The organism is Saccharopolyspora elongata (assembly GCF_004348985.1).
In the GTDB taxonomy this organism is placed as follows: Bacteria; Actinomycetota; Actinomycetes; order Mycobacteriales; family Pseudonocardiaceae; genus Saccharopolyspora; species Saccharopolyspora elongata.
Genome location: NZ_SMKW01000109.1, coordinates 1 through 24,272 on the forward strand (window position 1 = coordinate 1; position 24,272 = coordinate 24,272).

At 70.3% G+C, this 24,272-nt stretch carries 20 protein-coding genes; 13 read left to right on the forward strand and 7 right to left on the reverse strand.

Annotated features, from left to right (window positions below):
- Nucleotides 1-54: 54 nt before the first annotated feature.
- Complete coding sequence (locus tag E1288_RS41940; protein ID WP_328592552.1) at nucleotides 55-903, reverse strand: lytic transglycosylase domain-containing protein; 849 nt, start codon at nucleotides 901-903, stop codon at nucleotides 55-57.
- 448 nt (nucleotides 904-1,351) lie between these two features.
- Between E1288_RS41940 and E1288_RS41945 the strand changes: the two genes are divergently transcribed.
- From E1288_RS41945 to E1288_RS41975, 7 genes are all read left to right on the forward strand, one after another.
- Nucleotides 1,352-2,659 (forward strand): MFS transporter, encoded by a 1,308-nt coding sequence (locus E1288_RS41945; RefSeq protein ID WP_235884188.1) that lies wholly within the window; start codon nucleotides 1,352-1,354, stop codon nucleotides 2,657-2,659.
- 179 nt (nucleotides 2,660-2,838) lie between these two features.
- Nucleotides 2,839-4,158 (forward strand): MFS transporter, encoded by a 1,320-nt coding sequence (locus E1288_RS41950; protein WP_207954860.1) that lies wholly within the window; start codon nucleotides 2,839-2,841, stop codon nucleotides 4,156-4,158.
- Nucleotides 4,159-4,536: 378 nt separating this feature from the next.
- Nucleotides 4,537-6,072 (forward strand): AMP-binding protein, encoded by a 1,536-nt coding sequence (locus E1288_RS41955; RefSeq protein WP_132494269.1) that lies wholly within the window; start codon nucleotides 4,537-4,539, stop codon nucleotides 6,070-6,072.
- Between the two features lie 114 nt (nucleotides 6,073-6,186).
- Nucleotides 6,187-7,323 carry a thiolase family protein gene (locus E1288_RS41960; protein ID WP_132494271.1) on the forward strand — a complete coding sequence of 379 codons (1,137 nt, stop codon included), beginning with the start codon at nucleotides 6,187-6,189 and terminating at the stop codon, nucleotides 7,321-7,323.
- A gap of 179 nt (nucleotides 7,324-7,502) precedes the next feature.
- Complete coding sequence (locus tag E1288_RS41965) at nucleotides 7,503-8,648, forward strand: acyl-CoA dehydrogenase family protein (protein WP_132494273.1); 1,146 nt, start codon at nucleotides 7,503-7,505, stop codon at nucleotides 8,646-8,648.
- A 58-nt stretch (nucleotides 8,649-8,706) separates the two neighbouring features.
- Nucleotides 8,707-9,279: a GNAT family N-acetyltransferase gene (locus E1288_RS41970; protein WP_235884189.1), complete on the forward strand. Its 573-nt coding sequence runs from the start codon at nucleotides 8,707-8,709 to the stop codon at nucleotides 9,277-9,279.
- Between the two features lie 275 nt (nucleotides 9,280-9,554).
- Nucleotides 9,555-10,427, forward strand: a complete 873-nt coding sequence (locus tag E1288_RS41975; protein ID WP_132494275.1) for a LysR family transcriptional regulator — start codon at nucleotides 9,555-9,557, stop codon at nucleotides 10,425-10,427.
- 77 nt (nucleotides 10,428-10,504) lie between these two features.
- On the opposite strand, the gene E1288_RS41980 is transcribed toward E1288_RS41975, so the two are convergent.
- Entirely contained in the window at nucleotides 10,505-11,383 is an 879-nt protein-coding gene (locus E1288_RS41980) for a LysR family transcriptional regulator (RefSeq protein WP_132494276.1), read from the reverse strand.
- A 446-nt stretch (nucleotides 11,384-11,829) separates the two neighbouring features.
- Here E1288_RS41980 and E1288_RS41985 point away from each other — a divergent pair, with 446 nt between their 5' ends.
- The 4 genes from E1288_RS41985 to E1288_RS42000 all read left to right on the forward strand — a co-directional run bounded on the left by E1288_RS41985 (nucleotide 11,830) and on the right by E1288_RS42000 (nucleotide 16,094).
- Nucleotides 11,830-12,594, forward strand: a complete 765-nt coding sequence (locus E1288_RS41985) for a crotonase/enoyl-CoA hydratase family protein (protein ID WP_132494278.1) — start codon at nucleotides 11,830-11,832, stop codon at nucleotides 12,592-12,594.
- On the forward strand, nucleotides 12,591-13,250 hold the full coding sequence (locus tag E1288_RS41990; RefSeq protein ID WP_207954861.1) for a PaaI family thioesterase: 660 nt from the start codon (nucleotides 12,591-12,593) through the stop codon (nucleotides 13,248-13,250). Before E1288_RS41985 ends, E1288_RS41990 begins: the two co-directional genes overlap by 4 nt.
- Nucleotides 13,251-13,579: 329 nt before the next feature.
- Nucleotides 13,580-15,115 (forward strand): acyl-CoA synthetase, encoded by a 1,536-nt coding sequence (locus E1288_RS41995; protein ID WP_132494280.1) that lies wholly within the window; start codon nucleotides 13,580-13,582, stop codon nucleotides 15,113-15,115.
- 22 nt (nucleotides 15,116-15,137) lie between these two features.
- A complete protein-coding gene (locus E1288_RS42000; RefSeq protein WP_132494281.1) occupies nucleotides 15,138-16,094 on the forward strand; it encodes an LLM class F420-dependent oxidoreductase in 957 nt (318 codons plus the stop codon).
- 343 nt (nucleotides 16,095-16,437) lie between these two features.
- On the opposite strand, the gene E1288_RS42005 is transcribed toward E1288_RS42000, so the two are convergent.
- From E1288_RS42005 to E1288_RS42025, 5 genes are all read right to left on the reverse strand, one after another.
- Entirely contained in the window at nucleotides 16,438-17,511 is a 1,074-nt protein-coding gene (locus E1288_RS42005) for a PAS domain-containing sensor histidine kinase (protein WP_132494283.1), read from the reverse strand.
- Nucleotides 17,504-19,027 carry a circadian clock protein KaiC gene (gene kaiC, locus E1288_RS42010; RefSeq protein WP_132494285.1) on the reverse strand — a complete coding sequence of 508 codons (1,524 nt, stop codon included), beginning with the start codon at nucleotides 19,025-19,027 and terminating at the stop codon, nucleotides 17,504-17,506. The genes E1288_RS42005 and kaiC overlap by 8 nt, the downstream gene beginning before the upstream one ends.
- A 4-nt stretch (nucleotides 19,028-19,031) precedes the next feature.
- Entirely contained in the window at nucleotides 19,032-19,304 is a 273-nt protein-coding gene (locus E1288_RS42015; protein WP_207954862.1) for a circadian clock KaiB family protein, read from the reverse strand.
- A 180-nt stretch (nucleotides 19,305-19,484) separates the two neighbouring features.
- Complete coding sequence (locus tag E1288_RS42020; RefSeq protein ID WP_132494288.1) at nucleotides 19,485-20,177, reverse strand: histidine phosphatase family protein; 693 nt, start codon at nucleotides 20,175-20,177, stop codon at nucleotides 19,485-19,487.
- A 2-nt stretch (nucleotides 20,178-20,179) separates the two neighbouring features.
- Nucleotides 20,180-22,093 carry a flavin-containing monooxygenase gene (locus E1288_RS42025; RefSeq protein ID WP_132494290.1) on the reverse strand — a complete coding sequence of 638 codons (1,914 nt, stop codon included), beginning with the start codon at nucleotides 22,091-22,093 and terminating at the stop codon, nucleotides 20,180-20,182.
- Nucleotides 22,094-22,286: 193 nt separating this feature from the next.
- On the opposite strand from E1288_RS42025, the gene E1288_RS42030 reads away from it, so the two are divergent.
- Together E1288_RS42030 and E1288_RS42035 are read left to right on the forward strand one after the other, a co-directional pair.
- The gene (locus E1288_RS42030) at nucleotides 22,287-23,072 is read left to right on the forward strand and encodes an enoyl-CoA hydratase/isomerase family protein (RefSeq protein ID WP_132494302.1); all 786 of its coding nucleotides are present in this window, start codon (nucleotides 22,287-22,289) and stop codon (nucleotides 23,070-23,072) included.
- A complete protein-coding gene (locus tag E1288_RS42035; protein ID WP_132494292.1) occupies nucleotides 23,069-23,956 on the forward strand; it encodes a crotonase/enoyl-CoA hydratase family protein in 888 nt (295 codons plus the stop codon). The genes E1288_RS42030 and E1288_RS42035 overlap by 4 nt, the downstream gene beginning before the upstream one ends.
- The last annotated feature ends 316 nt before the right edge of the window (nucleotides 23,957-24,272 follow it).

Consider the following 24,272-nt stretch of genomic DNA (forward strand, 5'->3'; position numbering starts at 1 on the left):
TCCCGGACGGCTGCGCCGACCTGGTGTGGGACGGGCGCAGCCTCGACGTGGTAATCACCGCCGGAGCCCCGGAACGCCGCTGGCTGCCTGGAACCGCCCGGACGCTGGGCCTGCGGCTGCGCCGCGGGCGTAGGCGTCGGCCCAGCTGAGCACCGAGCGGACGTACGACTCGGAGTGGTTGTAGCGGAAGACGGCGGCGGCCAGCTGCGTTCGGTCGCGCAGATTTCCGCCGCCGCTGCACAGGTATTGGCCCGATGCGAGCGACGCGTCGAAGACGTTGTGCGGATCGCGGGTTCCGTCGCCATTGCCGTCGGCGGCGTGGCTGCGCCACGTGGACGGGATGAACTGCATCGGGCCGACCGCGCGGTCCCACGCGCGGTCGCCGTCCAGCCGGCCGCCGTCGGTGTCGCGGATGGCGGCCACTCCCGGCCCGCCGGCCAGCTGCGGGCCCAGGATCGGCGACAGCGTCCGGCCGTTGACGTCCAACCGGCCGGACCGGGCGTGGTTCGACTCGATGCGCCCGATCCCGGCGAGCACCGACCAGTGCAGTCCGCAGCCCGGATCGGTGCGCGCCAGCGTCCGCTCGGCGCGCTGGTAGGCGGCCAGCACCGGTGCGGGGATGCCCAGCGGGCCGGCCGGCACCCGGTCGGCCGGTTCGGCGTGCGCGGCCAGGTCCTGCTCGGTGCGCACCTCGTCCAGGAACTTCGGGCTGAGCCGGTCGTCGACGGGCAGCCGGCCGTTGGTCCCCACGTCCGGCGGGAGTTCCGGTGCGGCCCGCGCGGGACCGGTTGCCGGGTCGATCAGGGCGTCGCCGCTGATCGCCAGCAGCGGCAGCAGCGCGACCAGCACACCGGTCGTCACCGCCGTGAAGCGCTCGCCGCGACTCTGGGCGTCCGGGCCCAACTTCCGTCACCTCCATGCCGGTCTGGCCATGCTGGGCCCCGACCTTTCCGGAAGGTGACGACCTTGTGAACCACCAGAAGAGGTCCGGACCACGAATTCCAGGCGACCAGCAGGTTGCGGCGAACGGCTCAGCGATGCGGCGTCCGATCGGGCGTCGCGACCCGACAAATTGTCCTATGTAGACGAACGGGGCCAGTGTCGCGACCGGCTCCATCGGGACTCTTGAACTGATTCGTTCCGCGAAATAAGTTGGCCGGTAACGGGTTTCTCGCCGAATTGGTGGCACCACTGTCCATAGTGGCTGCCTATCGGTGCGTTAGCGCCCCGCTCTTTGACCATGTGACGTGCGTCTCGTTCAATCGGCGGTAGTGAGCCTCCGGTGCCGCCGCGCGCCCATCGCCCGGCATTCCGCACCGCAATCCGCTTCCGCCGAAGGGACCACGTGCGCATGTCCGCAAACAGAGTGCATGAAGCAACCCCCGGTACCGCCGCCCCGCCGGAGTACCGGCCGGTGATGGCCTGGGCCATCACCGGCATGCTGGTGCTGTTCATCGTGGTCAACTGGGCCGACAAGACGGTGTTCGGCATCGCCGCGCAGCCGCTGAAGGAAGAGCTGGGCCTGACCTCGTCGCAGATCGGCTTCATCGGCAGTGCCTTCTTCTTCCTGTTCAGCATCACCGGGCTCCTCGTCGGGTTCATCGGCAACCGGGTGCGGACCAAGTGGGTGCTGCTGGCGCTGGCCGCGCTGTGGTCGCTGACGATGGTGCCGGTGCTGGTGTCGGCCAGCGCGGTGACGCTGCTGATCAGCCGCATCGGGCTCGGCGCGGCGGAAGGCCCGGCCGGCGCGATGGCCAACGCCGGGGCGTTCGAGTGGTTCCCGAAGGAGAAGCGCAGCTTCCCGTCGGCATGGCTGTCCTCCGGCGCTTCCATCGCCAAGATCGCGATCGCCCCGGTGCTGGCGCTGATCGTCGCGGTGTGGGGCTGGCGCGCGGCCTTCCTGTCGCTCGCGCTGATCGGCGTGGTGTGGTGCGCGGCCTGGGCGCTGATCGGCCGCGAGGGCCCGTTCTCGCCGCACCGGAGCCAGGCCGCCGTGGCCGAGGACCCCGCGATGCAGCAGCGGGTCCCGTTCCGCAAGATCGCGCTCTCCGGCACCTTCGTCGGCGGCGTCATCGGCACCTTCACCATGTACGGGATGGTGTCGGTGATCCTCACCTGGCTGCCGTCGTACTTCGAGGTGGGCCTGGGCATCGACCGGCTGCAGGCCGGCGCCATGTTCGGCCTGCCCAGCATCTCGGGCATGATCGCGATGCTGGGCGTGTCGTGGATCAGCGACCGCCGCGTGTCGGCGGGCTCCAGCTCGCGCGTGCAGCGAGGCATCGTGCCCGCGGTGTCGCTGCTGATCGGCGGCGGGTTGCTGGCACTGCTGCCGTACCTCGGCTCGCCGGTGCTGGCCATCTCGGCGGTCGTGCTCGGCTACGGCATCGGCGCCGTGTCGCTGCCGCTGGCGAACGCGGCGTTGTCGCAGATCTGCCCGCCTCGCCAGCAGGCCGGTGCGCTGGGCGTGTTCCTGGCCCTGCAGACGTCGTCCGGGCTCATCGCCCCGGCGCTGACCGGTGTGCTGGTGGACATGGCCGCCAGCCCCGGCGAGGGATTCGCGCTGGCGTTCCAGGTCTTCGGCTTCGCCGTGATGGTGGGCGGCATCGCGACGATGCTGCTGGTCAACCCGGACCGGGACGCCGCGCGCATCCTCGGCTGAACCACCGTCGTGAGCGTTTTGGATCGCCATGGCGATCCAAAACGCTCACGACCGATAGCGCTGGCCTATCGATGCGTTCAGGCAAGCGTCTTTGACCGTGTGATGGGGCTCTCGTTGAATGGCCGTGCCGGCGGGCTCAACGCGCCGAACCGGGCATTCCAACGAAGGGACGGTCCCGCATGACCGCTGGCAACCTGCAGCGCAGCCCCGCCGACGGCAGGACTGCCGCACCCGCCGCCGCCCCGGCCTTCCGGCCGGCAATGGCCTGGACCATCACCGCGATGCTCGTCCTGTTCATGATCGTGAACTGGGCGGACAAGGCGGTGCTGGGCATCGTGGCCCAGCCCCTGAAGACGGAGCTCGGCCTCACCAGCGCCGAGATCGGCTTCATCGGCAGCGCCTTCTTCTTCCTCTACAGCATCAGCGGCGTCGCGGTCGGCTTCCTGGCCAACAAGGTCAAGACCAAGTGGGTGCTGCTCGGGCTGGCCGTGCTGTGGTCGGTGACCCAGGTGCCGGTGCTGCTGTCGGCGACCGGCGCGGCGCTGCTGATCAGCCGCATCGCGCTCGGCGCCGCCGAAGGCCCGGCCACCGCGATGGCCAGCGCCGGGGCGTTCGAGTGGTTCCCGAAGGAGAAGCGCAGCCTGCCGGCCGCGTGGCTGAACTCCGGCGCCTCCATCGCCAAGATCGCGGTCGCCCCGCTGCTCACGCTGATCGTGGTCGCCTGGGGCTGGCGCGCGGCCTTCCTGGCGCTGGCGCTGATCGGCGTGGTCTGGTGCGTCGCCTGGCTGCTGATCGGCCGCGAGGGCCCGTACGCGACGCCGCGCGGCAAGGCCGCCGCCCAGCGCGACGACACCGGTCTCCGCGTGCCGTTCCGGCACATCGCGCTCAGCCGCAGCTTCATCGGTGGCGTGATCGGCACCTTTACCGTCTACGGGATGGTGTCGGTGATCCTCACCTGGCTGCCGTCGTACTTCGAGACCGGGCTCGGGTTCAGCCGGGTCGAGGCGGGCAGCATGTTCGGCCTGCCCAGCATCACGGGCATGATCGGCATGATCGGGGCCGGCTGGCTCACCGACCGGATGATCTCGCGGGGCGCGAGCTCCCGCGTGCAGCGGGGCCTGATCCCGGCCGTGTCGCTGCTGATCGGCGGCGGGCTGCTGGCGCTGCTGCCCTACGTCGGCGGCGCGTGGGCCGCGGTGGCCGTGGTCGTGGTGGCCTACGGGTTCATGGTCGTCTCGCTACCGGTGATGAACGCGGTCGTGTCGCAGATCAGCCCGACCCGGCAGCAGCCCGGCGCGCTGGGTTTCTTCCTCGCGCTGCAGACGCTTTCCGGACTGTTCGCGCCCGCGCTGACCGGCGCCCTCGTCGACGCCGCGCCGACGCCGGGAGCCGGATACGCCCAGGCGTTCCAGATCTTCGGGCTGGCCGTGGTCGTCGGCGGGATCGTGATGGCACTGCTGGTCGACCCGGAGCGCGACGCCCGCCGCATCCTCGGCTGAGCGCTCCACGCCGCTCAATGAGGTTTTTCCAACCTCGTTCTGCGTGGCGGTGCGGGTGGCGGAACCTCAGAGGCTCCCTGGTCTGTGGGTGCCCCTCCTGATGTATGTCCAATACACGGCGGAGGGGCCGTCCTCGCCGGGGGAACCCCGGGAGGGGTGGGCACCGTGAACCCGCGGCGGTGCAGGTGTCGTAGGTGGGTTATGCGCCTGCGGCGCATGCGACATGCCGTCGACGTGCAGTTTTGCGATCCGCGGCTGCGGGCCGACCAGGATGAAAAAGGCTCAATGGAAATCAGACCTTCGATTTCCGTTGAAATTGCGGCAAACCCGGGTCGGTGACCCGATCGAGGTCGATGGAAGAGATACGAGGAGGTAGGCATGTCCCTCGCGGTCGGCGAGCTGGGAGTGTTCAACATCGCGCAGGCCGATCCGGGCCGTCCCGCCGTGATCGACGTGACCGGGCGGGCCGTGAGCTTCGCGGAGCTCGCCGAGCGGGCGAACCAGCTCTCGCACGCACTGCGCGCGATGGGGCTGCGCCCCGGCGACAGCGTCGGCGCGGTCATCCACAATGGACTGCCGTACTTCGAGCTGCGGCTGGCGACCTGGCAGTCCGGGCTGTACTTCACGCCGATCAACAACCACCTGGCGGCGGCGGAGATCGGCTACATCGCGGAGAACAGCGAGGCCAAGCTGGTCGTGGTGGACGCCTCGCTGACCGAGCTGTGCGGCCCGGCGCTGGACGCCGCCGGGGTGGCCGCGGAGTTGCGGTTCGCCGTCGGCGGTTCGCCGGGCTGGCGGGACTACGAGGAGCTGTTCGAAGGCAAGCCGCGGACCGCCCCCGACGAGCGAACCGGCGGCGAGGTCATGCTCTACACCTCCGGCACCACCGGGCGCCCGAAGGGCGTGCGGCGCCCGCTGACCGGCCGTCCGCCCACCGTGTCGCAGTACCACCTCGACTTCATGGGACGGCTCGACATCGAGCCCGGCGCGGGCGTGCACCTCGTGCTCTCGCCGCTGTACCACGCCGCGCCCGGCACCTTCGCGTTCACCGGGCTGAACTTCGGGCACACCGTGGTGCTCAGCGAACGGGCGAAACCCGAAGAGGTCCTGCGGCTCATCGACGAGCACCGGGTGACCGCGACGTTCACGGTGCCGACGGTGCTGCACCGCCTGCTGCGGCTGCCCGCGGAGGTGCGCGACCGCTACGACACGTCGAGCCTGCGCAGCGTCGTGCACGCCGGCGCGCCGTGCCCGGTCGACGTCAAGATCCGCTGCATCGAATGGCTCGGCCCGGTGCTGACCGAGTTCTACGGTGCCACCGAGGGATCCGCCACGGCGGTGCGGTCCGCCGAGTGGCTGACCAAGCCGGGCACCGTCGGTTTCCCCTTGCCCGGAGCCGAGATCCACGTCCTGGACGAGCAGGGCGAGCCGCTGCCCGCCGGGGAGACCGGCACCGTGTACTTCCGCAGCGGCATCTCCGGCATCGAGTACTTCAAGGACCCGGAGAAGACCGCCACCGCCCGGCACGGCGACCTCATCACCGTCGGCGACGTCGGCTACCTCGACGCCGACGGCTGGCTGTTCCTCTGCGACCGGCGCACCGACCTGATCCTCTCCGGCGGCGTCAACATCTACCCGGCCGAGGTCGAGGCGGCGCTGCTCGCGCACCCCGAGGTGGCCGACGTGGCCGTGATCGGGATCCCCGACGAGGAGTGGGGCCAGTCGGTGCTGGCGATCGTGCAGCCGGCGCCGGAGGCGGCCGACGGCCTGGCCGAGCGGCTGACCGCGCACTGCCGCGAGCGGCTGGCCGGGTTCAAGGTGCCTCGCCGCATCGAACTCAGCCCGCAGCTGCCCCGCACCGACACCGGCAAGCTGCTGCGCCGCGAGCTCCGCGCCTCCTACTGGGGTGCATAGGCGCGGCCTATCCGAACGTTCCACGCCCGATCTTTGCGCCCGCCCCACGCGCGGTGGTTCATTCGGAACGAAGGAACCGACCGTGTGCAACCGCTTGCCAGACAGGAGAATCGCATGAGGGACGCTGTCATCGTCGAGGCCGTTCGCACGCCGGTGGGCAAGCGCAACGGCGCGCTCGCCGGGATCCACCCGGCCGACCTGTCCGCGCACGCGCTGTCCGCGCTGGTCGAGCGCGCCGGGGTCGACCCGGGCGACGTGGACGACGTGGTGTGGGGCTGCGTCAGCCAGGCCGGCGAGCAGGCCGGCAACATCGCGCGCACCGCGGTGCTGGCCGCGGGATGGCCCGAGTCGGTGCCTGCGACCTCGGTGGACCGGCAGTGCGGATCGAGCCAGCAGGCGGTGCACGCCGCGGCCGCGGGCGTCATCGCCGGGTACTACGACATCGCCGTCGCCGGCGGCGTGGAGTCGATGAGCCGGGTGCCGATGGGCTTCGCGCGGCAGGGCGTGGAGAAGCCGATGGCGCAGTCGGTGCTCGACCGCTACGGCGTCAAGGGCTTCAACCAGGGCATCGGCGCCGAGATGGTGGCCGAGAAGTGGGGCTTCTCCCGCCAGCAGCTCGACGAGTACTCGCTGTCCTCGCACGCCAAGGCGGCCGCGGCGGTCGACGCCGGCGCGCTGGACGCCCAGCTGGCGAAGCTGCCGGGCGTGCTGGAGTCCGACGAGGGCATCCGCCGCGGCGGAACCCTGGAGACGCTGGGCAAGCTGAAGACCGTGTTCCGCGAGGACGGCGTCATCCACGCCGGGAACTCCTCGCAGATCTCCGACGGCACCGGCGCCCTGCTGATCACCACCAGCGAGATCGCCAAGGAGCGCGGGCTGAAGCCGATCGCGCGGGTGCACACCGCGGTGCTGGCCGGCGACGACCCGGTGATGATGCTGTCCGCCCCGTGGCCGGCGACCCTCAAGGCGCTGCGCAAGGCCGGGCTGGGCATCGACGACATCGGCGCCTTCGAGGTCAACGAGGCGTTCGCCCCCGTGCCGCTGGCGTGGCTCGCGGAGACCGGCGCGGACCCGGCCCGCCTCAACCCGCTGGGCGGCGCGATCGCCGTCGGCCACCCGCTGGGCGGCTCGGGCGCGGTCCTGATGACCCGCCTGGTCCACCACATGCGCGACAACGGAATCCGCTACGGCCTGCAGACGATGTGCGAAGGCGGCGGCATGGCCAACGCCACGATCCTCGAACTGCTCTGATTCGACGAGGCTGCCGCTCGTGAGTGCTCATGCCGGTAAGAACCGGAATCTTCACTCACGAGGTTCGGCTGCCGCTCGTGAGCGGTGGCTCCGGTAAGAACCGGAACCGCCACTCACGACCCAAACACGAGCCGTGCCCAGATTCCCTTCGGGCACAAGAAGATTCTGGAGGAGGGCGGATGCGCAGCACCGCTTACGACGCGGAACACGAGGCGTTCCGCGAGGTCGTCCGGGAATTCCTGGCCAAGGAGGTCGTGCCCCACTTCGCCGACTGGGAGAAGACCGGGCTGGTGCCCCGGGACCTGTTCAACAAGGCCGGCGAGATCGGCATGCTCGGCCTGCAGGTGCCGGAGGAGTACGGCGGCGGGGGCACGAACAGCTTCAAGTTCAACGCGGTCATCACCGAGGAGACCGCCCGCGCCGGGGTTTCGCTGGGCGGTTTCTCGGTGCACGCCAACGTGGTCGTGCCGTACTTCATCGACATCTGCAACGAGGAGCAGCGGAAGCGCTGGCTGCCCGGGCTGGCCAGCGGCGAGCTGATGAGCGCCATCGCCATGACCGAGCCGGGCACCGGGTCGGACCTGGCGGGCATGGCGACCACCGCCACCCGCGAGGGCGAGTACTACATGCTCAACGGGGCCAAGACGTTCATCACCGGCGGCCACAACGCCGACCTGGTGATCGTGGTGGCCCGCACCGCACACGGGGAGAACCGCCGGGACGGCCTGTCGCTGCTGGTCGTCGAGCGGGACATGGCCGGGTTCAGCCGCGGCCGCAACCTCGACAAGCTCGGGCTGAAGGCGCAGGACACCGCGGAGCTGTTCTTCGACGACGTGCGGGTGCCCGCGGCGAACCTGCTCGGCGAGGAAGGCAGGGCCTTCGAGTACCTGAGCGCGAACCTGCCGCAGGAGCGGCTGGGCATCGCGGTCGCCGGGCAGGCCGCGGCGGAGGCGGCGCTGCGGACCACCGTGGCGTACGTGAAGGAGCGCAAGGTCTTCGGCAAGCCGGTGGCCAGCTTCCAGAACAGCAAGTTCGAGCTCGCCGGGTGCGAGGTGGAGATCGAGGCCGGGCGGGCGATGCTGGAGCGCGCGCTGGACGAGCACGACGCCGGCGAGCTCAGTGCGGCGGACGCGGCGAAGGTCAAGGTGTACTGCACGGAACTGCAGTCGAGAGTGATCGACCGCTGCCTCCAGCTGCACGGCGGCTACGGCTACATGCTGGAGTACCCGATCGCCCGCATGTACGCCGATGCCCGGGTGACGCGCATCTTCGGCGGCACCACCGAGGTGATGAAGACGATCATCGCCAAGTCGCTGGGGCTGTGAGGCCGGGCGCGGATCAATTCGTTGGACGCCGGGCGGCTCGCCCCGGGATCATCGGGCGGTGACCGAGCGAACCGACCGGCGCGAGCCGCTTCCCGCCGCGCAGCAGCGCGTGCGCTTCGTCGAGCTGGCGGACAGGTCGATGTCGGCGTTGCTGGCCGGAGACCTGCCCGCCGCCGGCGTCGCGGCCGGTGTCGCGCTGTCCGAGTACTTCGTGACGGACCGGGCGAAGTGGCTCTGGCGGATGCGGCTAGACCAGATGGCGGCGGATCCGGCCGGGGCGCGCTGGATGGTGCGCTTCGCGGTGGTCGGGGCGGACGGCTCGGTCGTCGGGCACTGCGGGTTCCACGGGCCGCCGGGTGCGGCGGGCATGGTGGAGATCGGGTATTCCGTCGCGCCGGAGTTCCGGCGCCGCGGATACGCGCGGGCCATGCTGGTCGAGCTGCTGCGCCGGGCGGCGGCCGAACCGGAGGTCGAGACGGTGCGGGCGACGATTGCCCCGGACAACGCGGCTTCGCTGGCCACGATCGCCGGATTCGGCTTCGCCGAGGTCGGCGAGCAGTGGGACGACGAGGACGGCCTGGAGATCATCTTCGAGGTCCCCGCCGACCCGAGCGCATTCGCAGCCGACTGAACAGCCGCGCGTCGAGCAGCAGTGGCGCGGAACACACCCCGGCGTTCACGTCGCATTAAAACTTGGGGGTCGTTTCGGAATGCGGCGTCAGCCGCATGCGGTGTGGGACTCAGCTCGCACCGCCGCGGGTTCTCAGACGTCGTCTGGCGAGGACAGCCCCGAAGCCGTGTATTGGACATACACAAGTCGGGGATCCCGGAGTCCAGGCGGCGTGTGAGGTTCCGCTACCGGCACCGCTACGCAAACTATCTGAAATCTTCCCTTAAGCTGCGCGGGTGGAACTGCACCAGGTGGAGTACTTCCTGGCGGTCGTCGATCACAAGGGCATCAATGCCGCGGCGAGCGCCCTGCAACTGGCGCAACCCACCGTCTCGCAGGCGATCCGCGGGCTGGAGCGGGAACTCGGGGTCGACCTGTTCCACCGCATCGGCCGAGGCATGGTGCTGACCTCGGCCGGGCAGGCGTTCGTCGGGCCGGCGCGGCAGATCCTCCGCGATGTCGTCGCCGCCGAGGCGACCATGGTCGACGCCGCGGGGTTGCCGCGCGGCCGGCTCGACATCCACGTGGCCGCTCCGCTGGCCGTGCACCCGGTCGCGCAGCTGGTCGGCCGGTTCCGGAAGCGCTATCCGAACGTCTCGCTGCGGTTGGCCGACCTCCGCGACGAGGAAGGCGCCGTGGCGCTGATCCGCGAAGGCCACTGCGAGATCGTGTTCACCAACCTCCCGGTCTCCTCCTCGGACCTGCAGGTGGAGGAGCTCGGCGGCCACGAGTACTGGCTGGTGTTCCCGCCGGGTACCGCGGTGCCCGAGCGCGATCCGCTGCCGCTGACCGAACTGCCGGACCTGCCGCTGGTGATCGTGCCCAAGAGCACCGGCCGGACCGCCATCGAGAAGGCCCTCAGCGCGGCCCGGAAGCGCACCCGGCCCTCGGCGATCGTGCAGCACCGCGAGTCCATGCTGCCGTTCGTGCTGGCAGGCGTTGGCGGCACGATCCTGGCGCGGCCGATGGCGGAGCAGGCCGCAGCGCGCGGCGCGCTGGTGCGCGCGATCGACCCGCCGATCAGCCTCCCGTACGGCGTGCTCTACGACCCGGCGGTGCTGTCGCCGGCCGGGCGGGCGTTCCTCCGAATGGCCCGCACCCCGCGCTGATCGCACGGCCCGGGCGTTTCCGCAGGCCCGGGCCCGTGCGCACTTTGTGCTGCTATGGCGACACAAAACACGCACGGTCACTGACCAGCGGAAACGTCGATCCCGGCGATTTCCAGGAACGCTTCGGCCGCCGGGGACAGCGGCCCCGGGCGGTGCACGAATCCGACGCTGCGCCAGGTCTCCGGCGCGGTGGAGCGCAGCACCACGCCTTCGAGCTCCGTTTCGGCGAGGTGGCGGGGGAGGAACGTGGCGCCGGCGCCGTGCGACACCAGGTCCCAGACCGCTTGCCGGTTCGCGCATTCCACCGCGACCGTCTGCACCGCCGGATCCAGGACGTCGTCGACGATGGTGCGGGTGGTGCTGTCGGTGAACTCCAGGACCAGCGGGATCCCGGCGACCGCCTCCAGCGGCACCGGGTCGGGCAGCCGGTCGGCCAGCTCGGGCGGCAGCACCAGCACGATCTCCTGCGTGCACAGCTCGCGGGACCGCAGCGAGGAGTTCTGCGGCGGCAGCTTGGTGAGGCCGAGCTCGGCGTTGCCGCGTCGCACCTCGTCCACGACGCGGGCCGATCCTCCGGGGTCGATGACGTTGAGCAGCACCCCGGGATAGCGCCGCTGGAACTCGCCGGCCAGCTCCGGCAGCGGGTGCGCCGCCAACGTCGCCAGGGCCGCGATGTCCAGCTGCCCGCTGCCCATCGCGCGCACGTCGTGCACCGCGCTGCGCGCCCGGTCGACGTCCCGGAGGATGCGGCGGGCCGGTTCGACGAACGCCTCGCCGTCGGGGCTGAGCACCAGCTGGCGGCCGGTGCGGTGGAACAGCTGCACCCCGAGCTGCCGCTCCAGGCTCCGGATCGCCTGCGACAACGATGGCTGCGCGATGTAGAGGGCCTGCGCGGCCTTGGTGACGCTGCCGTGGTCGATGACCGCCACGAAGTACTCGACCAACCGCAGATCCATCACCGCAGGATAAGCGGGTGCTATTGGTCGTGGCTATGGGTCTGTGCGGCGCTCGATCTGTGTCAGACCGGACGGTCGGTCTGGACTGATGGTGACCGTCGGATAAGACTGGAGGCCGTTCTTCGCCCGGAGGAGTCGACGAGTAGCGGCTTTGCCGGGCAGATTTGATCAAAACTGGAGAGATCGAGTAGGGTGCAGGCGTCGGGATGTTCCCGATAACGGCTCGTTCAGGACCCAGGGATCACACGCATCGGCGTAGGCTGGTGCGTCACCGTTCGTGCGGGGTTCTCTGGGAAAAGAACGAGACGTAGTCATCGTCGCAGCTTGCGAAATGATGGCCGATCGGCTGAGACTGCCCAGCCTGGACTCCAGCCGCGCGCAATTGGCGGCGGAGAGCGAAGTGTCCTACTCGAACAGCTATGAACAACGAGTAGGAAGCAGACAGCGTGGGTGACAGCGTCCTGACCGAGATCGCCGATGGCGTCGCCGTGATCACGATCAACCGACCCGAAGCCCGCAACGCGGTGAACCGCACCGTGGCCGAGGGGCTGGCCGCCGCGATCGACGAGCTCGAGGAGCGGTCGGACGCGGTGATCGGCATCCTCACCGGCGCGGGCGGCACCTTCTGCGCGGGCATGGACCTCAAGGCGTTCACCCGCGGGGAGCGGCCGTCGATCCCCGGCCGCGGCTTCGGCGGGGTCACCGAACGCCCGCCGTCGAAGCCGCTGATCGCCGCCGTCGAGGGCTGGGCCCTGGCCGGCGGCTGCGAGCTGGCGCTGGCCTGCGACCTGATCGTCGCCTCCCGCGAGGCGAAGTTCGGCCTGCCCGAGGTCAAGCGCGGACTGGTCGCGGCCGCGGGCGGCCTCCTGCGGCTGCCGAAGACGCTGCCGTACCAGCTGGCCATGCAGGTCGCGCTGACCGGCGACCCGCTGACCGCCGAGGTCGCCCACGCGCACGGCCTGGTCAACGAGCTCACCGAGCCCGGCGGCGCGCTGGCCGGGGCGAAGGCGCTGGCCGCCCGGGTGGCCGTCAACGGCCCGCTGGCCGTCCGCGCGACCAAGCAGATCGTGGCCGGGGCGGTCCGCTGGACCGACGCGGAGGCCTTCGCGAACCAGGCCGAGATCAGCGCGCCGGTGTTCAAGTCCGCGGACGCCCAGGAAGGCGCGCTGGCGTTCGCCGAGAAGCGCGCGCCGGTTTGGCGAGGTGAGTGAGCGCCTTGTCGCACGACGCCGAAACCGACCTGCGGGAGCGCCGGCAAGCGGTTCGTGAGCTCGGCGCCGCGGTGCGCGAGCTGATCGACGTCGCGGTTTCCACGGAGGTCGACACCGAGACGCTGGTCGAGACCGCGGAACAGGTCCGCGCCCTGGCGCCGGCGCTGGCCGCCGCGCGCCGTGAACGCGGCCAACTGGCCACTGTGGACGACGGGCGGCGGCCCCGGCGGATGTACAGCCCGGCCGCCGGGCCGGGCAATCCGATCGCGCCGCCGATGCGGGTGGAGATCGTCGACGGCGTCGCGATCGGCACCTGCGAACTCGGCCTGGCTTACGAGGGGCCGCCCAGCTACGTGCACGGCGGCATCAGCGCGATGCTGCTCGACCAGATCCTCGGGCACGCGCACGCCGCGAACGGCAAGCCCGGCATGACCGTGAAGCTGGCGCTCCGCTACCGGCGGCCGGTGCCGCTGAAGGCACCGCTGCGCATCGTCGGCCGCGTGCTCCAGCTCGACGGGCGGTGGACGAACTCGGTCGCCACGATCAGCACCGCCGAAGATCCCGACACCGTGCTGGTGGAAGCCGAAGGCACCTTCGTGGTGCCCAACGCCGAGCAGAACAAACGGCTGTTCGGAGAGCTGGAGCGCATCGTGTGACCGTCGCGGATTGGTTGGATTCAAGGAGAAGTCGGTTTTCTTGCCCGGTTCGATCAAAACTGGAGAGATCGAGTAGGCTGCCAGGGTCGGGATGTTCCCGGTAACGGCCGTTCAGGACCCAGGGATCACACGTATCGGCTTGTGCTGGTGCGTCACCGTTCGTGCGGGGTTCTCTGGGAAGGGAATGGAACGTAGTCATCGCCGCAGGTTGCGGAACGATGGCCGATCGGCTGAGACTGCCCAGCCTGGACTCCAGCCGTGCACTGGTGGTGCGGCGGAGAGCGAAGTGTCCTACTCGAACAAGTATGAAACGAGTAGGAAGCAGCCGCATGTACCCAGGAATGCATGCCGCCGCCAACCCCGGCAAGCCGGCCCTGATCATGGCCGGCTCGGGGGAGCGGTTGACCTATCGCGAGCTCGACGACCGATCCCTGCGGCTGGCGAACCTGCTGCGCGCCGCCGGGCTGGCCAAGGGCGACGTGGTCGCGCTGCTCACCGACAACTCGGTCCACGCCTACGAGGTCTACTGGGCGGCGGTGCGTTCCGGGATGTACGTGTGCGCGGTCAACAACCACCTGCAAGCCGACGAGATCGCATACATAGTCAACGATTCCGGCGCCAGCGCGCTGGTGGTCTCGGCCGCGTTGGGCGAGCTCGCGGAGAACGTCGCGGGCCTGGTTCCCGAGGTGCGCGTGCGGATGGCCTACGGCGGTTCGGTGCCGGGCTACGAGGACTACGAGAAGGCCTTGGCCGCCGCGTCCGACGAGGTGCCCGCGGTGCAGCCGCGCGGCGCGGACCTGCTGTACTCCTCCGGAACCACCGGGCGCCCCAAGGGGATCAAGCCGAACCTGCCGGACCGGCAGGTGGACGAGCCCGGCGACACGCTCGTCGAACTCCTGCGCGGCGTCTACGGATTCGACGAGAACTCCGTCTACCTCTCGCCCGCGCCTGTGTACCACGCGGCGCCGCTGCGGTACTGCGCTTCGGTGCACGCGCTCGGCGGAACGGTGGTGATGATGGAGCGCTTCGACGCCGAAGGCGCTCTGCGGGCCATCGAGCGCTACGGGATCACGCACAGCCAGTGGGTGCCGACCATGTTCGTCCGGATGCTCAAGCTCGATCCGGAGGTCCGGCGCCGCTACGACCTCTCCACCCACCGGGTCGCGGTGCACGCCGCCGCGCCGTGCCCGGTCGACGTCAAGCGGCAGATGATCGACTGGTGGGGCCCGGTCCTGATCGAGTACTACGCCTCCACCGAGGGCATCGGCATGACGATGATCGATTCCGCGCGATGGCTGGAGAAGCCCGGCTCGGTGGGCGTCGCGGTGCTCGGCGAGGTCCGGATCTGCGACGACGACGGCCGGCTGCTGCCGCCCGGCGAGGTCGGCGGCATCTACTTCCAGCGGGACGAGATCACCTTCGAATACCTGGGAGACCGGGAGAAGACCCGGTCGGTGAAGCACGCCGAGCACGAGAACTGGGCCACCATGGGCGATCTCGGCTACCTCGACGAGGACGGCTTCCTGTTCCTCACCGACCGCAAGGCGTTCATGATCATCTCCGGCGGGGTGAACATCTACCCGCAGGAGGTGGAGAACGTGCTGGCGCTGCACCCGGCCATCCTCGACGTCGCGGTGTTCGGGGTGCCCGACGACGAGATGGGCGAGTCGGTCAAGGCGGTGGTGCAACCGGCTCCGGGCGCCGAGCCCGGGCCGGAGCTGGAGCGGGAGATCCTCGCCTACGCCCGGGAGCGGGTGGCGCACTACAAGGCGCCGCGCAGCGTGGACTTCCTCGACGAACTCCCGCGAACACCGACGGGGAAGCTGGTCAAGGGAAAGCTCAAGGCGCGCTACGCGCGTCCGTGACGCAACGACGAAAGGGATTGTCGTGGAACGACGTTGGGGCATCACGGTCCCGTTCCAGGGGCTGCCGCTGGCCGACCAGCGGGAGCTGATCACCGAACTCCCGGACCTGGGCTACACCGACGTGTGGTCGGCGGAAGCGAACGGCACCGACGCGTTCACCCCGCTGGCGCTGGCCAGCGCGTGGGCGCCGAAGCTGCGACTGGGCACCGCGATCGTCCCGGTCTACACCCGCGGCCCGGCGACGCTGGCGATGAGCGCGGCGACGCTGGCGGCGGCCGCGCCGGGCCGGTTCGCCCTGGGCATCGGCACGTCGTCGAACGTGATCGTGCAGCGCTGGAACGGGATTCCGTTCGAGGAGCCCTACAAGCGGGTGCGCGACACGCTGCGGTTCCTGCGCAAGGCGCTGCGCGGCGAGAAGGTCACCGAGAACTACGCCACGTTCCAGGTGCAGGGCTTCACCGCGGGCGTCGTCGCCGATCCGCCACCGCCGCTGCTGGTCGCCGCGCTGCGGCCGGGCATGCTGCGGCTGGCGGGCCGGGAGGCCGACGGGGCGATCATCAACTGGTTGTCCGCCGACGATGTGCGCACCGTGGTCCCGCACGTGCACGAGGGCGGGCCGGACAAGGAGATCGTGGCGCGGATCTTCGTGATGCCCGACACCGATGCGGACACGGCGCGCGGCGTGGCCCGGCGGCAGATTGCGGCGTACATGAACGTGCCGGTGTACCGGGCTTTCCACGAGTGGCTGGGGCGTGAGGAGCTCAAGCCGATGTGGCAGGCGTGGGAGTCGGGAGACCGGAAGGCGGCGCTGGCGGCGATCCCGGACAGCGTGGTCGACGACCTGGTGGTCCACGGCCCGGCGGCGCACTGCCGGGAGCGGATCCAGCAGTACATGGCCAACGGAGTCACGACCCCGGCGATCGCCCTGATGACGCAAGGAGATCCCGCCGCGGCGATCCGGGCTCTCGGCCTGAAGTAGTCGCGATTCCAAGCGAAATCGGAAAAACCCGTTCCCGGCGTGCCGGGAGCGGGTTTTCTGCGGAGTTCGCCAAGACCATCGAGGCGCGAACATTGACGTTTGCCCTGTTCAGGTGTGTACTGAAGGTGCGGTTGAGCGATTGGAAGGATCAGGAAACCGTAGGGGCGACGTCACGACAGCCCCGAGAGGAACGCATGGTCCAACGGCAAGGACGTTCGTAGTCCTGAGCCCCATGGTGAGGGGATCAGTGGAGTTCAGAAGTGCGAAAGACGCTCGTTTGACTCGAGCAGCGTTTCGTTGAGGGTCTCCGCAGGTGCGGGGGCCCTCAATCTGTGCGGGGGCGTCACGTGGCGCTCGCCCGCGTTCCTCCTGGCAGGCGCAGGCAGAAGCAGGCGCCTCCGGCGTCGTTGGGCTCGTACCAGGCGTCACCGCCGATCGCCCTGGTGAGCTCGCGGACGATCCACAGGCCGAGTCCGGTGCCTTCGACCTCCCGCCGGGCCCGTGCCTCGCGGCTGAAGCGTTCGAACAAGCGGGGGACGAAGGTGCTCGGAACACCCGGCCCGCGGTCGCAGACCCGAACCTCGACCCACCCGGCCCGCTCGGTGACCCGCACCTCGACCGGTGGGCGTCCGTGGGTGAAGGCGTTCTCCAGGTAGTTGGTGAGCATTTCGGAAAGATCCTGGCGGTCGACGACGACCACCAGTTCGGGGGCGCACGACAGGCTCACCTCCTGGGCTTTCTCGTCGAACTCGGCCAGCTGTTCCAGCAGCGCTTCGAGCACGCGCACGGGTTCCGAGGGGACCCGGGTGTCCTCGGCGTCGATCCTGGAGGCGGCGAGGAGCTTTTGCATGAGGGCCTGGAGGAGGTCCACGCGAGCGGCGATCTGGTCGATGATCTCGGTGGCCTGCTCCTCGCTGAGCGCGGCGCGCCGGTCGCGCAGTTGATGCACGAGCAGCTTGATGGCGGCGACGGGCGTGCGGAGCTCGTGGGCGGCCACGGCGACCACGGTGGTCTGGTGTTCCAGAGCGACTTCCAGATCCTGTTCGGCTTGTTTTCGCCGGGTGACGTCGCGGAGCGCGGCGACGTAGATGTACTCGCCCTGCAGGGTCGTGCCGGTGACCCGCATCTCGACCACGCGGGCGGAACCGTCGGGCCGGATGAGGTCGATCTCGCTGGTTTGGTGGATCACTGTCGGGGCGCCGAACGCGCTTCCCACGAGATCACCGGTGGGTCGGGAGAAGAGCGCCTCGGCAGCCGGATTGGCGAGGCGGATGATCCCCCGTTCGTCGACGGCGACGATCCCGTCCGCCGACGCCTCCACCATGGCCTGGTTCGCGCCGTCGCGGAACCTGGAGCCAGTGGCCCGCCCGGACTCGGTGCCCGCCACCGGACTCTCGTCGGAGCGAGGGTCACCCATCGGTCCTCGGCCCCTGCGATCGTTCGGGCGCGGTCGTCCACCGAGGATCTTCGACGAGGGGATTCGCGGCGAGGATGCGGGAGAAACCGCGCAGGCGTTCGCCGATGTGCATGCCGGTCCCGTCGATCGTGACCTGGCGGATGCTGGTGTCGTGCGCGGTTCCCCGGGCCTGCACGACGGCGATGGCCCGCTGGATCTCGCCGGCGTGTTCGAAGTCGTGGAGCAGGATCGTGACATCGGCGAGACTGGTGATCTCCACCGCAGTGGCGGGGGCGAGCGACGACGCGAGGTGGGCGCCGGTCGCCGAGGTGAGCAGCGTGGTGACTTCGCGGGGCCGCAGCACCGCACCCAGCGCGATGAGGAAGTCCAGCAGCGCTCGTGGTGTGGCCACGCGTTCCAGCGCGGACAGCGTGTCGATGACCATCCGGTTCGGGGCGAATTCCACCACGTTGCGCCTGAGCCGGATGAAGTGGTCTTCCAACGAAGCCACCTCCGGGTACTCCGCCACGATCCGGAGCCTCCCGGTCGCTTCCATGGCGTCGAGATCGAGCCCCCAGCCTGCGGCGTTGCGGCCGAGTTGCTCGCGGGTCTCGTCGAAGGTGTAGAACAGGCAGCGCTCTCCCGCGGTGAGCGCGGCGGCGGCGAAGCTGAGGCCGGTCAACGTCTTGCCCGCGCCGATAGAACCGCTGAGCAGGGCGATCGCGTCCCGGTAGAGACCACCGCCGCACATCTCGTCCAGCTCGGCGATGCCGGTGGAGACGCGGTCCTGCGACGCGCGCTCGCGCGACGCGAGGAAGGCGAGGGGCATGACGACGATCCCCTCCTGCGGGTCGATGGCGAACAGCCATTCCCCGGTGCGGTGCGAGGCACCTCGGAACTTGACGATCTCGATGGTGCGGCGTCGCCTCTCCTGCTGGAGGACGTTGCGCAGGATGATCACGTTGTTGAGCACGAATTCCTCGATGCCGTACCAGGACACGCCGTCGTGTTCGGCGCTCCGCTCCGCGGTGAGCACCGACGTGACTCCGAGGGCTTCGAGGGAGGATGCGATCCGGAACAGCTCGCTGCGCACCTTGCCGATGTCGTTGAAGCGGTTGAAGATCGCGCCGAGGGAGTCGAGCGAGACGCGCCTGGCGCCGATCCGGCGGACCACGTGCTCGATGCGGGCCACCAGCGCGCTGAAGTCGTAGTTCCCGATGGTCGAGGTTTCGCCGGCATCGGCCGACGCGTCGACGAAGGCCCACTTCCCGTCGGCCTCCCACTGCTGGACGGGAAACCCCAGCGAAGCGGCGTTGCGGCGGATGTCGGTCGGTGTCTCCTCGAAGGTGACGAACACCCCGGCCTCGCCGAAACCGCGGATGCCGCGGGCGAGGAACTCGACGGCGAACAGCGTCTTCCCGCTGCCGGTCGTGCCGGTCACGAGAGTGGACCGCCCAGCGGGCAGCCCGCCCAGCGCGACCTGGTCGAAGCCGCTGATACCGGTGGGGATCCGCTCGATCTCGTTGCGACCGGGCATGGTCTCACCGCCTCTCCGAAGGCGACGTGCCCGGGACCGGGAGGCCGAGGGCCGCGGCGGTGCGGCCGTGGTCGGACAGGTCCCCGATGACCCGCCGTTGCGGCAGCGGGGCGAGCCTGACCACCGTGGGCGTGGCCAGGATTCGTTCTTCAGATGCCGCATCGGGGTGTTCGGCGGCGTCGATGACTTCGAGTTCGTAGCGCCCGGGGACCATGGAGTCGCACAGCGTGCGCAGGTTCGCCAGCGCGGCCTGGGAGCGCTCCGTCTGCCCCGCCACGTACAACCTGAACGAGTACACAGTCACCCGAGCAAGCACTTCCGCCCCATACCGGGACCGGCCCACAACGGGGCACGGTCGTGGTCCTGGCCCACTGCACTCCCGTTGTAACCCGAGATGGCCCGTTCTGCCCGCTCACGCGCGCGGGGAGGCGCAACTCCGGCAACCGGTGCCGCGTGGTCAGCTCAGGGCGGAGGCGGAGCGGGTCAGGCCTTCGTCGAGGTGGGCCGAGTCGTTGAAGCGGCGGATGATCCAGCGGTCTTCGGTCACCACGATCTGCGAGATCGAGCCGTTGTTCGCGCCCAGGAACGCCATCGGGCGGGAGCCCGCCGCCATGGCTATCACCTGGCCGATGACGCCGCCGTGGGTGAACACCGCGATGCGCTGGTCCGGGTGCGCGGCGGTGAGGCGTTCGATCGCCTCGCTCACCCGGGTGGTCAGGTCCTCGGTGGATTCCGCGCCCGGGATGACGTCCCAGCGCTGTTCGGCGTGCATCTTCTGGATCACCGGGTCGTTCTGCGCGACCTTCTGCCGGAACAGCCCGCCTTCCCAGTCGCCCAGGTGCACTTCGCGCAGGCCGGGCTCGACCCGCGGCGTCAGGCCGAGGCGGGCGGCCAGCGGCGCCGCCGTCTGGGCCGTTCGCCGCAGCGTGGTCACGTAGATCGCGTCGAGGTCCTCGCCGGCCAGGCGCCGCGCGACCCGCTCGGCGTGCTCCCGGCCCGCCGGTGCCAGCTCCGGGTCGCCCTGGCCGTCGACCAGCGGGAACGACCGGCCCGGTCGCGCCGGCTCGGATTCGCCGTGCCGGATCAGCAGGACATCGGTGGATCCGGCCGGTGCCGAGAACCGCGCCTGCCGGTACTCCACTTCGGACATGCTCACTCGCTTTCTCCGCCGCGCAGCAGGAAGTCGGCCGGGTCGGGCCGCTTCGTGCGCTTCCAGTACTCCATCAGGGAGAACGGCCAGTTCTGCGCCACCCGGCCGTGCTCGTTCTTGTACCAGCTGTGCACTGTGGACTTGCCCCAGCTCATCAGCAGGTTCGCGCGGTCGACGTCGGCGTTGAACCCGTCGTGCACCTCCGCGCGGCATTCGAGCGCCGCCGAGCCGCGCTCCAGCAGCAGGCGCAGGCAGCCGACGATGTAGTTCACCGCGCACTCGGAGAAGAAGATGATGCTGCCGTTGACCACGATGTTGGTGTTCGGCCCGTAGATCATGAAGAAGTTCGGGAACTCCGGCACCGTGATCCCCAGGTAGGCGCGGGCGTCGCCGCCCCACCGTCGGTGCAGGTTGACGCCGTCGCGGCCGGTGACCCGCATCGGCGTCAGGAAGTTCGACGCCTGGAATCCGGTGGCCAGGATCAGCACGTCGGCGTCGTGCTGCCGCCCGTCGGCGGTGCGCACGCCCGTCGCGGTCACATCCTGGATCGGCTCGGTCACCAGGTGCACGTCCTCCCGCTGCAGCGTCGCCGGCCAGGTGCCGTTGTCGCGCAGCATCCGCTTCGCCGCCGGCGGGTACTGCGGGGTGACCTTGCGGACCAGTTCGGGGTCGTCGGGCAGGCTCATCTCGAGGTAGGCGACCAGGAGCTGCCGGAGTTCCTCGTTGCGCGCGGACACCGAGCGCGGATCGCCGGTCCAGTCCGGATCGACCGCGACGGCCGGGAGGACGCCCTCCGCCGAGCGGCAGAACAGCCAGAACCGGTACCACCGGGCGTAGTGCGGCACGTTGCGCAGCAGCCATCGCAGGCCCGGCTGCACCGGGTCGTGGTAGTCCGGGGTGGGCACCAGCCACGGCGGGGTGCGCTGGAAGAGGTGCACCTCGGCGGCCTGCTCGGCGATGATCGGCACGAACTGCACGGCGCTGGCGCCGGTGCCGATCACCGCGACGCGCTTGCCGGTCAGGTCGACGTCGTGGTCCCAGCGGGCGGAGTGGAAGCTGGGCCCGGCGAAGTCGGCCAGGCCGCTGATCTTGGGGTAGCTGGGCCGGTTGAGCTGGCCGACGGCGCTGATCACCGCCTGCGCCCGCAGCCGCCGCGAGCCCGCGGCGTCGCGGACTTCCAGCTCCCAGCGGTGCTCGGCCTCGACGTACTCCGCCGCCACGACCTCGGTGCCGAACCGGATGTGCCGCTTGAGGTCCTGCTCGTCGGCGAAGTCCCGGAAGTAGTCCAGCAGCGCCCGCTGGGTGGAGAAGTGCCCCGGCCAGTCGTGGTTGTCGGTGAAGGAGAAGCTGTAGAGGTGGTTGGTGACGTCGACCCGGCAACCCGGGTAGGTGTTCTCCAGCCAGGTGCCGCCGACGTCGGAGTTCTTCTCGAGGATCTCGAACGGAACCCCGGCCTGCTGCAGCCGGTGCGCGGCGGCCAGCCCGGACATCCCGGCGCCGATGATCACCACGTGCAGCGGCGCGTCGGCGGCGAGCTCGGCCTTCGTCCAGTCGGGCCGACCCGGGTCGCCGTCGTGGGCCAGTTCCTCCACCAGCAGCGGCAGATAGCCGTCCAACGCGCCGCTGGTGGAGAAATCGATGAGCCGGCGGACCTGGTCGTCGGCGAGTTCCGGAGCCGCCGGGCAGCCCCGGTCGCGCCAGTCGGCCAGCGCGCGCAGCGCGAGTTCCCGGGCGGCGGCCAGCTGCTCGTCGCCGAGCGCGCCCTGCGGGCTGAACCGGTCGGTCGGGTCGGGGCGCAGGTCGTCGCGCAGCAGCGACAGGTCTCCGGTCAGCTGGGCCAGCGCGGGCAGCAGCGCCGGGATCTCGGCCTCGCCTATCGCCGCGCGCAGGAAGTCGTCATCGTCGTTGATGGCCATCGTTCCCCTTCCCCGCCGGGGTCGGATTTCGGCGCGCCGAGGCGCCCGAGCCTCGACTTTTCCATTGCGCCGCGTGGTTTTCAAGCGCCGATCGATGCTTGGGAGGTGATGCCACCGGATGCTAACTTAACGAACGATACACGGCTGGCGGGTCGCGCCGCCGCACGCGAAACGATGGGAACGTGTGAGCACAATGGACGGTGACACGGTTCTGCTGGCCCAGGACGGCCCGGTGCTGACGGTGACGATCAACCGGCCGCGCCGGAAGAACGCCATCGACGGGCAGACCTGGCTGGCGTTGCAGAAGGCGCTCGAACACGCGGCGACCGAAGACAGCGTGCGAGCCGTGGTGCTCACCGGCGAGGGCGGTGATTTCTGCGCCGGCGCGGACCTCAGCACCGACCGCGGCTCGCAGCACCCGCTGCACCGGATGCACGGCATCAACGATGTCGCGCTGGCGCTGTACGAACTGCCCAAGCCGGTGGTGGCGAAGGTGCGCGGCGTCGCCGTCGGCGCGGGCTGGAACCTGGCGCTGGGCTGCGACCTGGTGGTCTCCACGCCGGATGCGCGGTTCTCGCAGATCTTCTCCAAGCGCGGCCTGTCGCTGGACTTCGGCGGCTCCTGGCTGCTGCCGCGGATCGTCGGGATGCAGCAGGCGAAGCGGCTCGCGCTGCTCGGCGAGATCATCGGCGCGAAGGAGGCCCTGGAACTCGGGCTGGTCACCTGGATCAAGGAGGACCACGAGCTCGACGAGTTCGTCGCCGACGTCGCCGGGCGGCTGGCGCAGGGCCCGCCGATCGCGATGGCGCAGAGCAAGGACATGCTGCACGCCGGCGCGCACCAGAGCTTCCGGGAGGCGCTGGAGAACGAGGCCCGCGCCCAGGTCGTCAACTTCGCCACCGCGGACGGCCCGGCCGCGCGGGAGGCGTTCGTGAACAAGGTGGAAGCGGTGTTCACCGGCGAGTGGATGGTGCGATGAGCTACCAGCAGATCGCCTACGAGGCCGCCGACGGCATCGCGACCATCACGCTGAACCGGCCGGACAAGCTCAACGCCTTCACGCACGTCATGCGCGCCGAGCTGATCGACGCCTTCGACACCACCGACGCCGACGACTCGGTGCGCGCGGTGATCGTCACGGGCGCGGGCCGCGGCTTCTGCGCCGGTGCGGACCTCAGCTCCGGCTCGGACACCTTCAACGCCGATGCCGACGCCGAACGCGCGAAGGACCGGTGGGCTGCCGGGGAGATCGGCGGCGTGCCGCGCGACGGCGGCGGCACGGTGGCGCTGCGCATCGCGGCGTCGCGCAAGCCGGTGATCGCGGCTTTCAACGGCCCGGCGGTCGGGGTGGGCGTGACCATGACGCTGCCGATGGACATCCGGCTGGCCGCCGAGTCGGCGAAGTTCGGCCTGGTCTTCGCCCGCCGCGGCATCCTGCCGGAGGCGGCCTCCACGTGGTTCCTGCCGCGCGTCGTCGGCATCTCGCAGGCGATGGAGTGGGTGGCCACCGGCCGGGTCTTCGGCGCCGAGGAGGCGCTGGCGGGTCGCCTGGTCTCCCGCGTGGTCCCCGACGACGAGCTGCTCCCGACGGCCCGGGCGATCGCCCGCGAGATCGCCGACAACACCTCGGGTGTTTCGGTGGCGGTGGCCCGCCAGCTGCTGTGGGGCATGCTCAGCGCGGATTCGCCGTGGGAGGCGCACCGCCTGGATTCCAGGGGCATCAACCACCTCGGCGCGGCCGCCGACGCGGCCGAGGGCGTCGCGTCGTTCCTGGCCAAGCGCCCGGCCGAGTTCCCGCTCAAGGTCAGCCAGGACTACCCGGACTTCATCCCGCCCTGGCCCCAACGCCCCGACGGCGTCTGACCCCCGCCGCAGTTTCAATGGAAACTGTCCCTCCCAGCGGTCCCGGACACCGGACCACAGTTTCGATTGAAACTGTGGTCCGGTCTCCCCGTGCTCGGGCACAGTTTCAATGAGCGTTTTTCATCCTGGTCGGCCCGCAGCCGCGGATCGCAAAACTGCACGTCGACGGGGTGTCGCATGCGCCGCAGGCGCATAGCCCACCTACGGCACGTGCACTGCCGCGGGTTCACGGTGCCCACCCCTCCCGGGGTTCCCCCGGCGAGGACGGCCCCTCCGCCGTGTATTGGACATACATCAGGAGGGGCACCCACAGTCC

Coding starts and splice junctions, on each gene's coding strand:
- E1288_RS41945 (WP_235884188.1), top strand. CDS start 1,352: ATGTCCGCAAACAGAGTGCATGAAGCAACCCCCGGTACCGCCGCCCCG.
- E1288_RS41950 (WP_207954860.1), top strand. CDS start 2,839: ATGACCGCTGGCAACCTGCAGCGCAGCCCCGCCGACGGCAGGACTGCC.
- E1288_RS41955 (WP_132494269.1), top strand. CDS start 4,537: ATGTCCCTCGCGGTCGGCGAGCTGGGAGTGTTCAACATCGCGCAGGCC.
- E1288_RS41960 (WP_132494271.1), top strand. CDS start 6,187: ATGAGGGACGCTGTCATCGTCGAGGCCGTTCGCACGCCGGTGGGCAAG.
- E1288_RS41965 (WP_132494273.1), top strand. CDS start 7,503: ATGCGCAGCACCGCTTACGACGCGGAACACGAGGCGTTCCGCGAGGTC.
- E1288_RS41980 (WP_132494276.1), bottom strand. CDS start 11,383: ATGGATCTGCGGTTGGTCGAGTACTTCGTGGCGGTCATCGACCACGGC.
- E1288_RS41995 (WP_132494280.1), top strand. CDS start 13,580: ATGTACCCAGGAATGCATGCCGCCGCCAACCCCGGCAAGCCGGCCCTG.
- E1288_RS42005 (WP_132494283.1), bottom strand. CDS start 17,511: ATGGGTGACCCTCGCTCCGACGAGAGTCCGGTGGCGGGCACCGAGTCC.
- kaiC (WP_132494285.1), bottom strand. CDS start 19,027: ATGCCCGGTCGCAACGAGATCGAGCGGATCCCCACCGGTATCAGCGGC.
- E1288_RS42020 (WP_132494288.1), bottom strand. CDS start 20,177: ATGTCCGAAGTGGAGTACCGGCAGGCGCGGTTCTCGGCACCGGCCGGA.
- E1288_RS42025 (WP_132494290.1), bottom strand. CDS start 22,093: ATGGCCATCAACGACGATGACGACTTCCTGCGCGCGGCGATAGGCGAG.
- E1288_RS42030 (WP_132494302.1), top strand. CDS start 22,287: ATGGACGGTGACACGGTTCTGCTGGCCCAGGACGGCCCGGTGCTGACG.
- E1288_RS42035 (WP_132494292.1), top strand. CDS start 23,069: ATGAGCTACCAGCAGATCGCCTACGAGGCCGCCGACGGCATCGCGACC.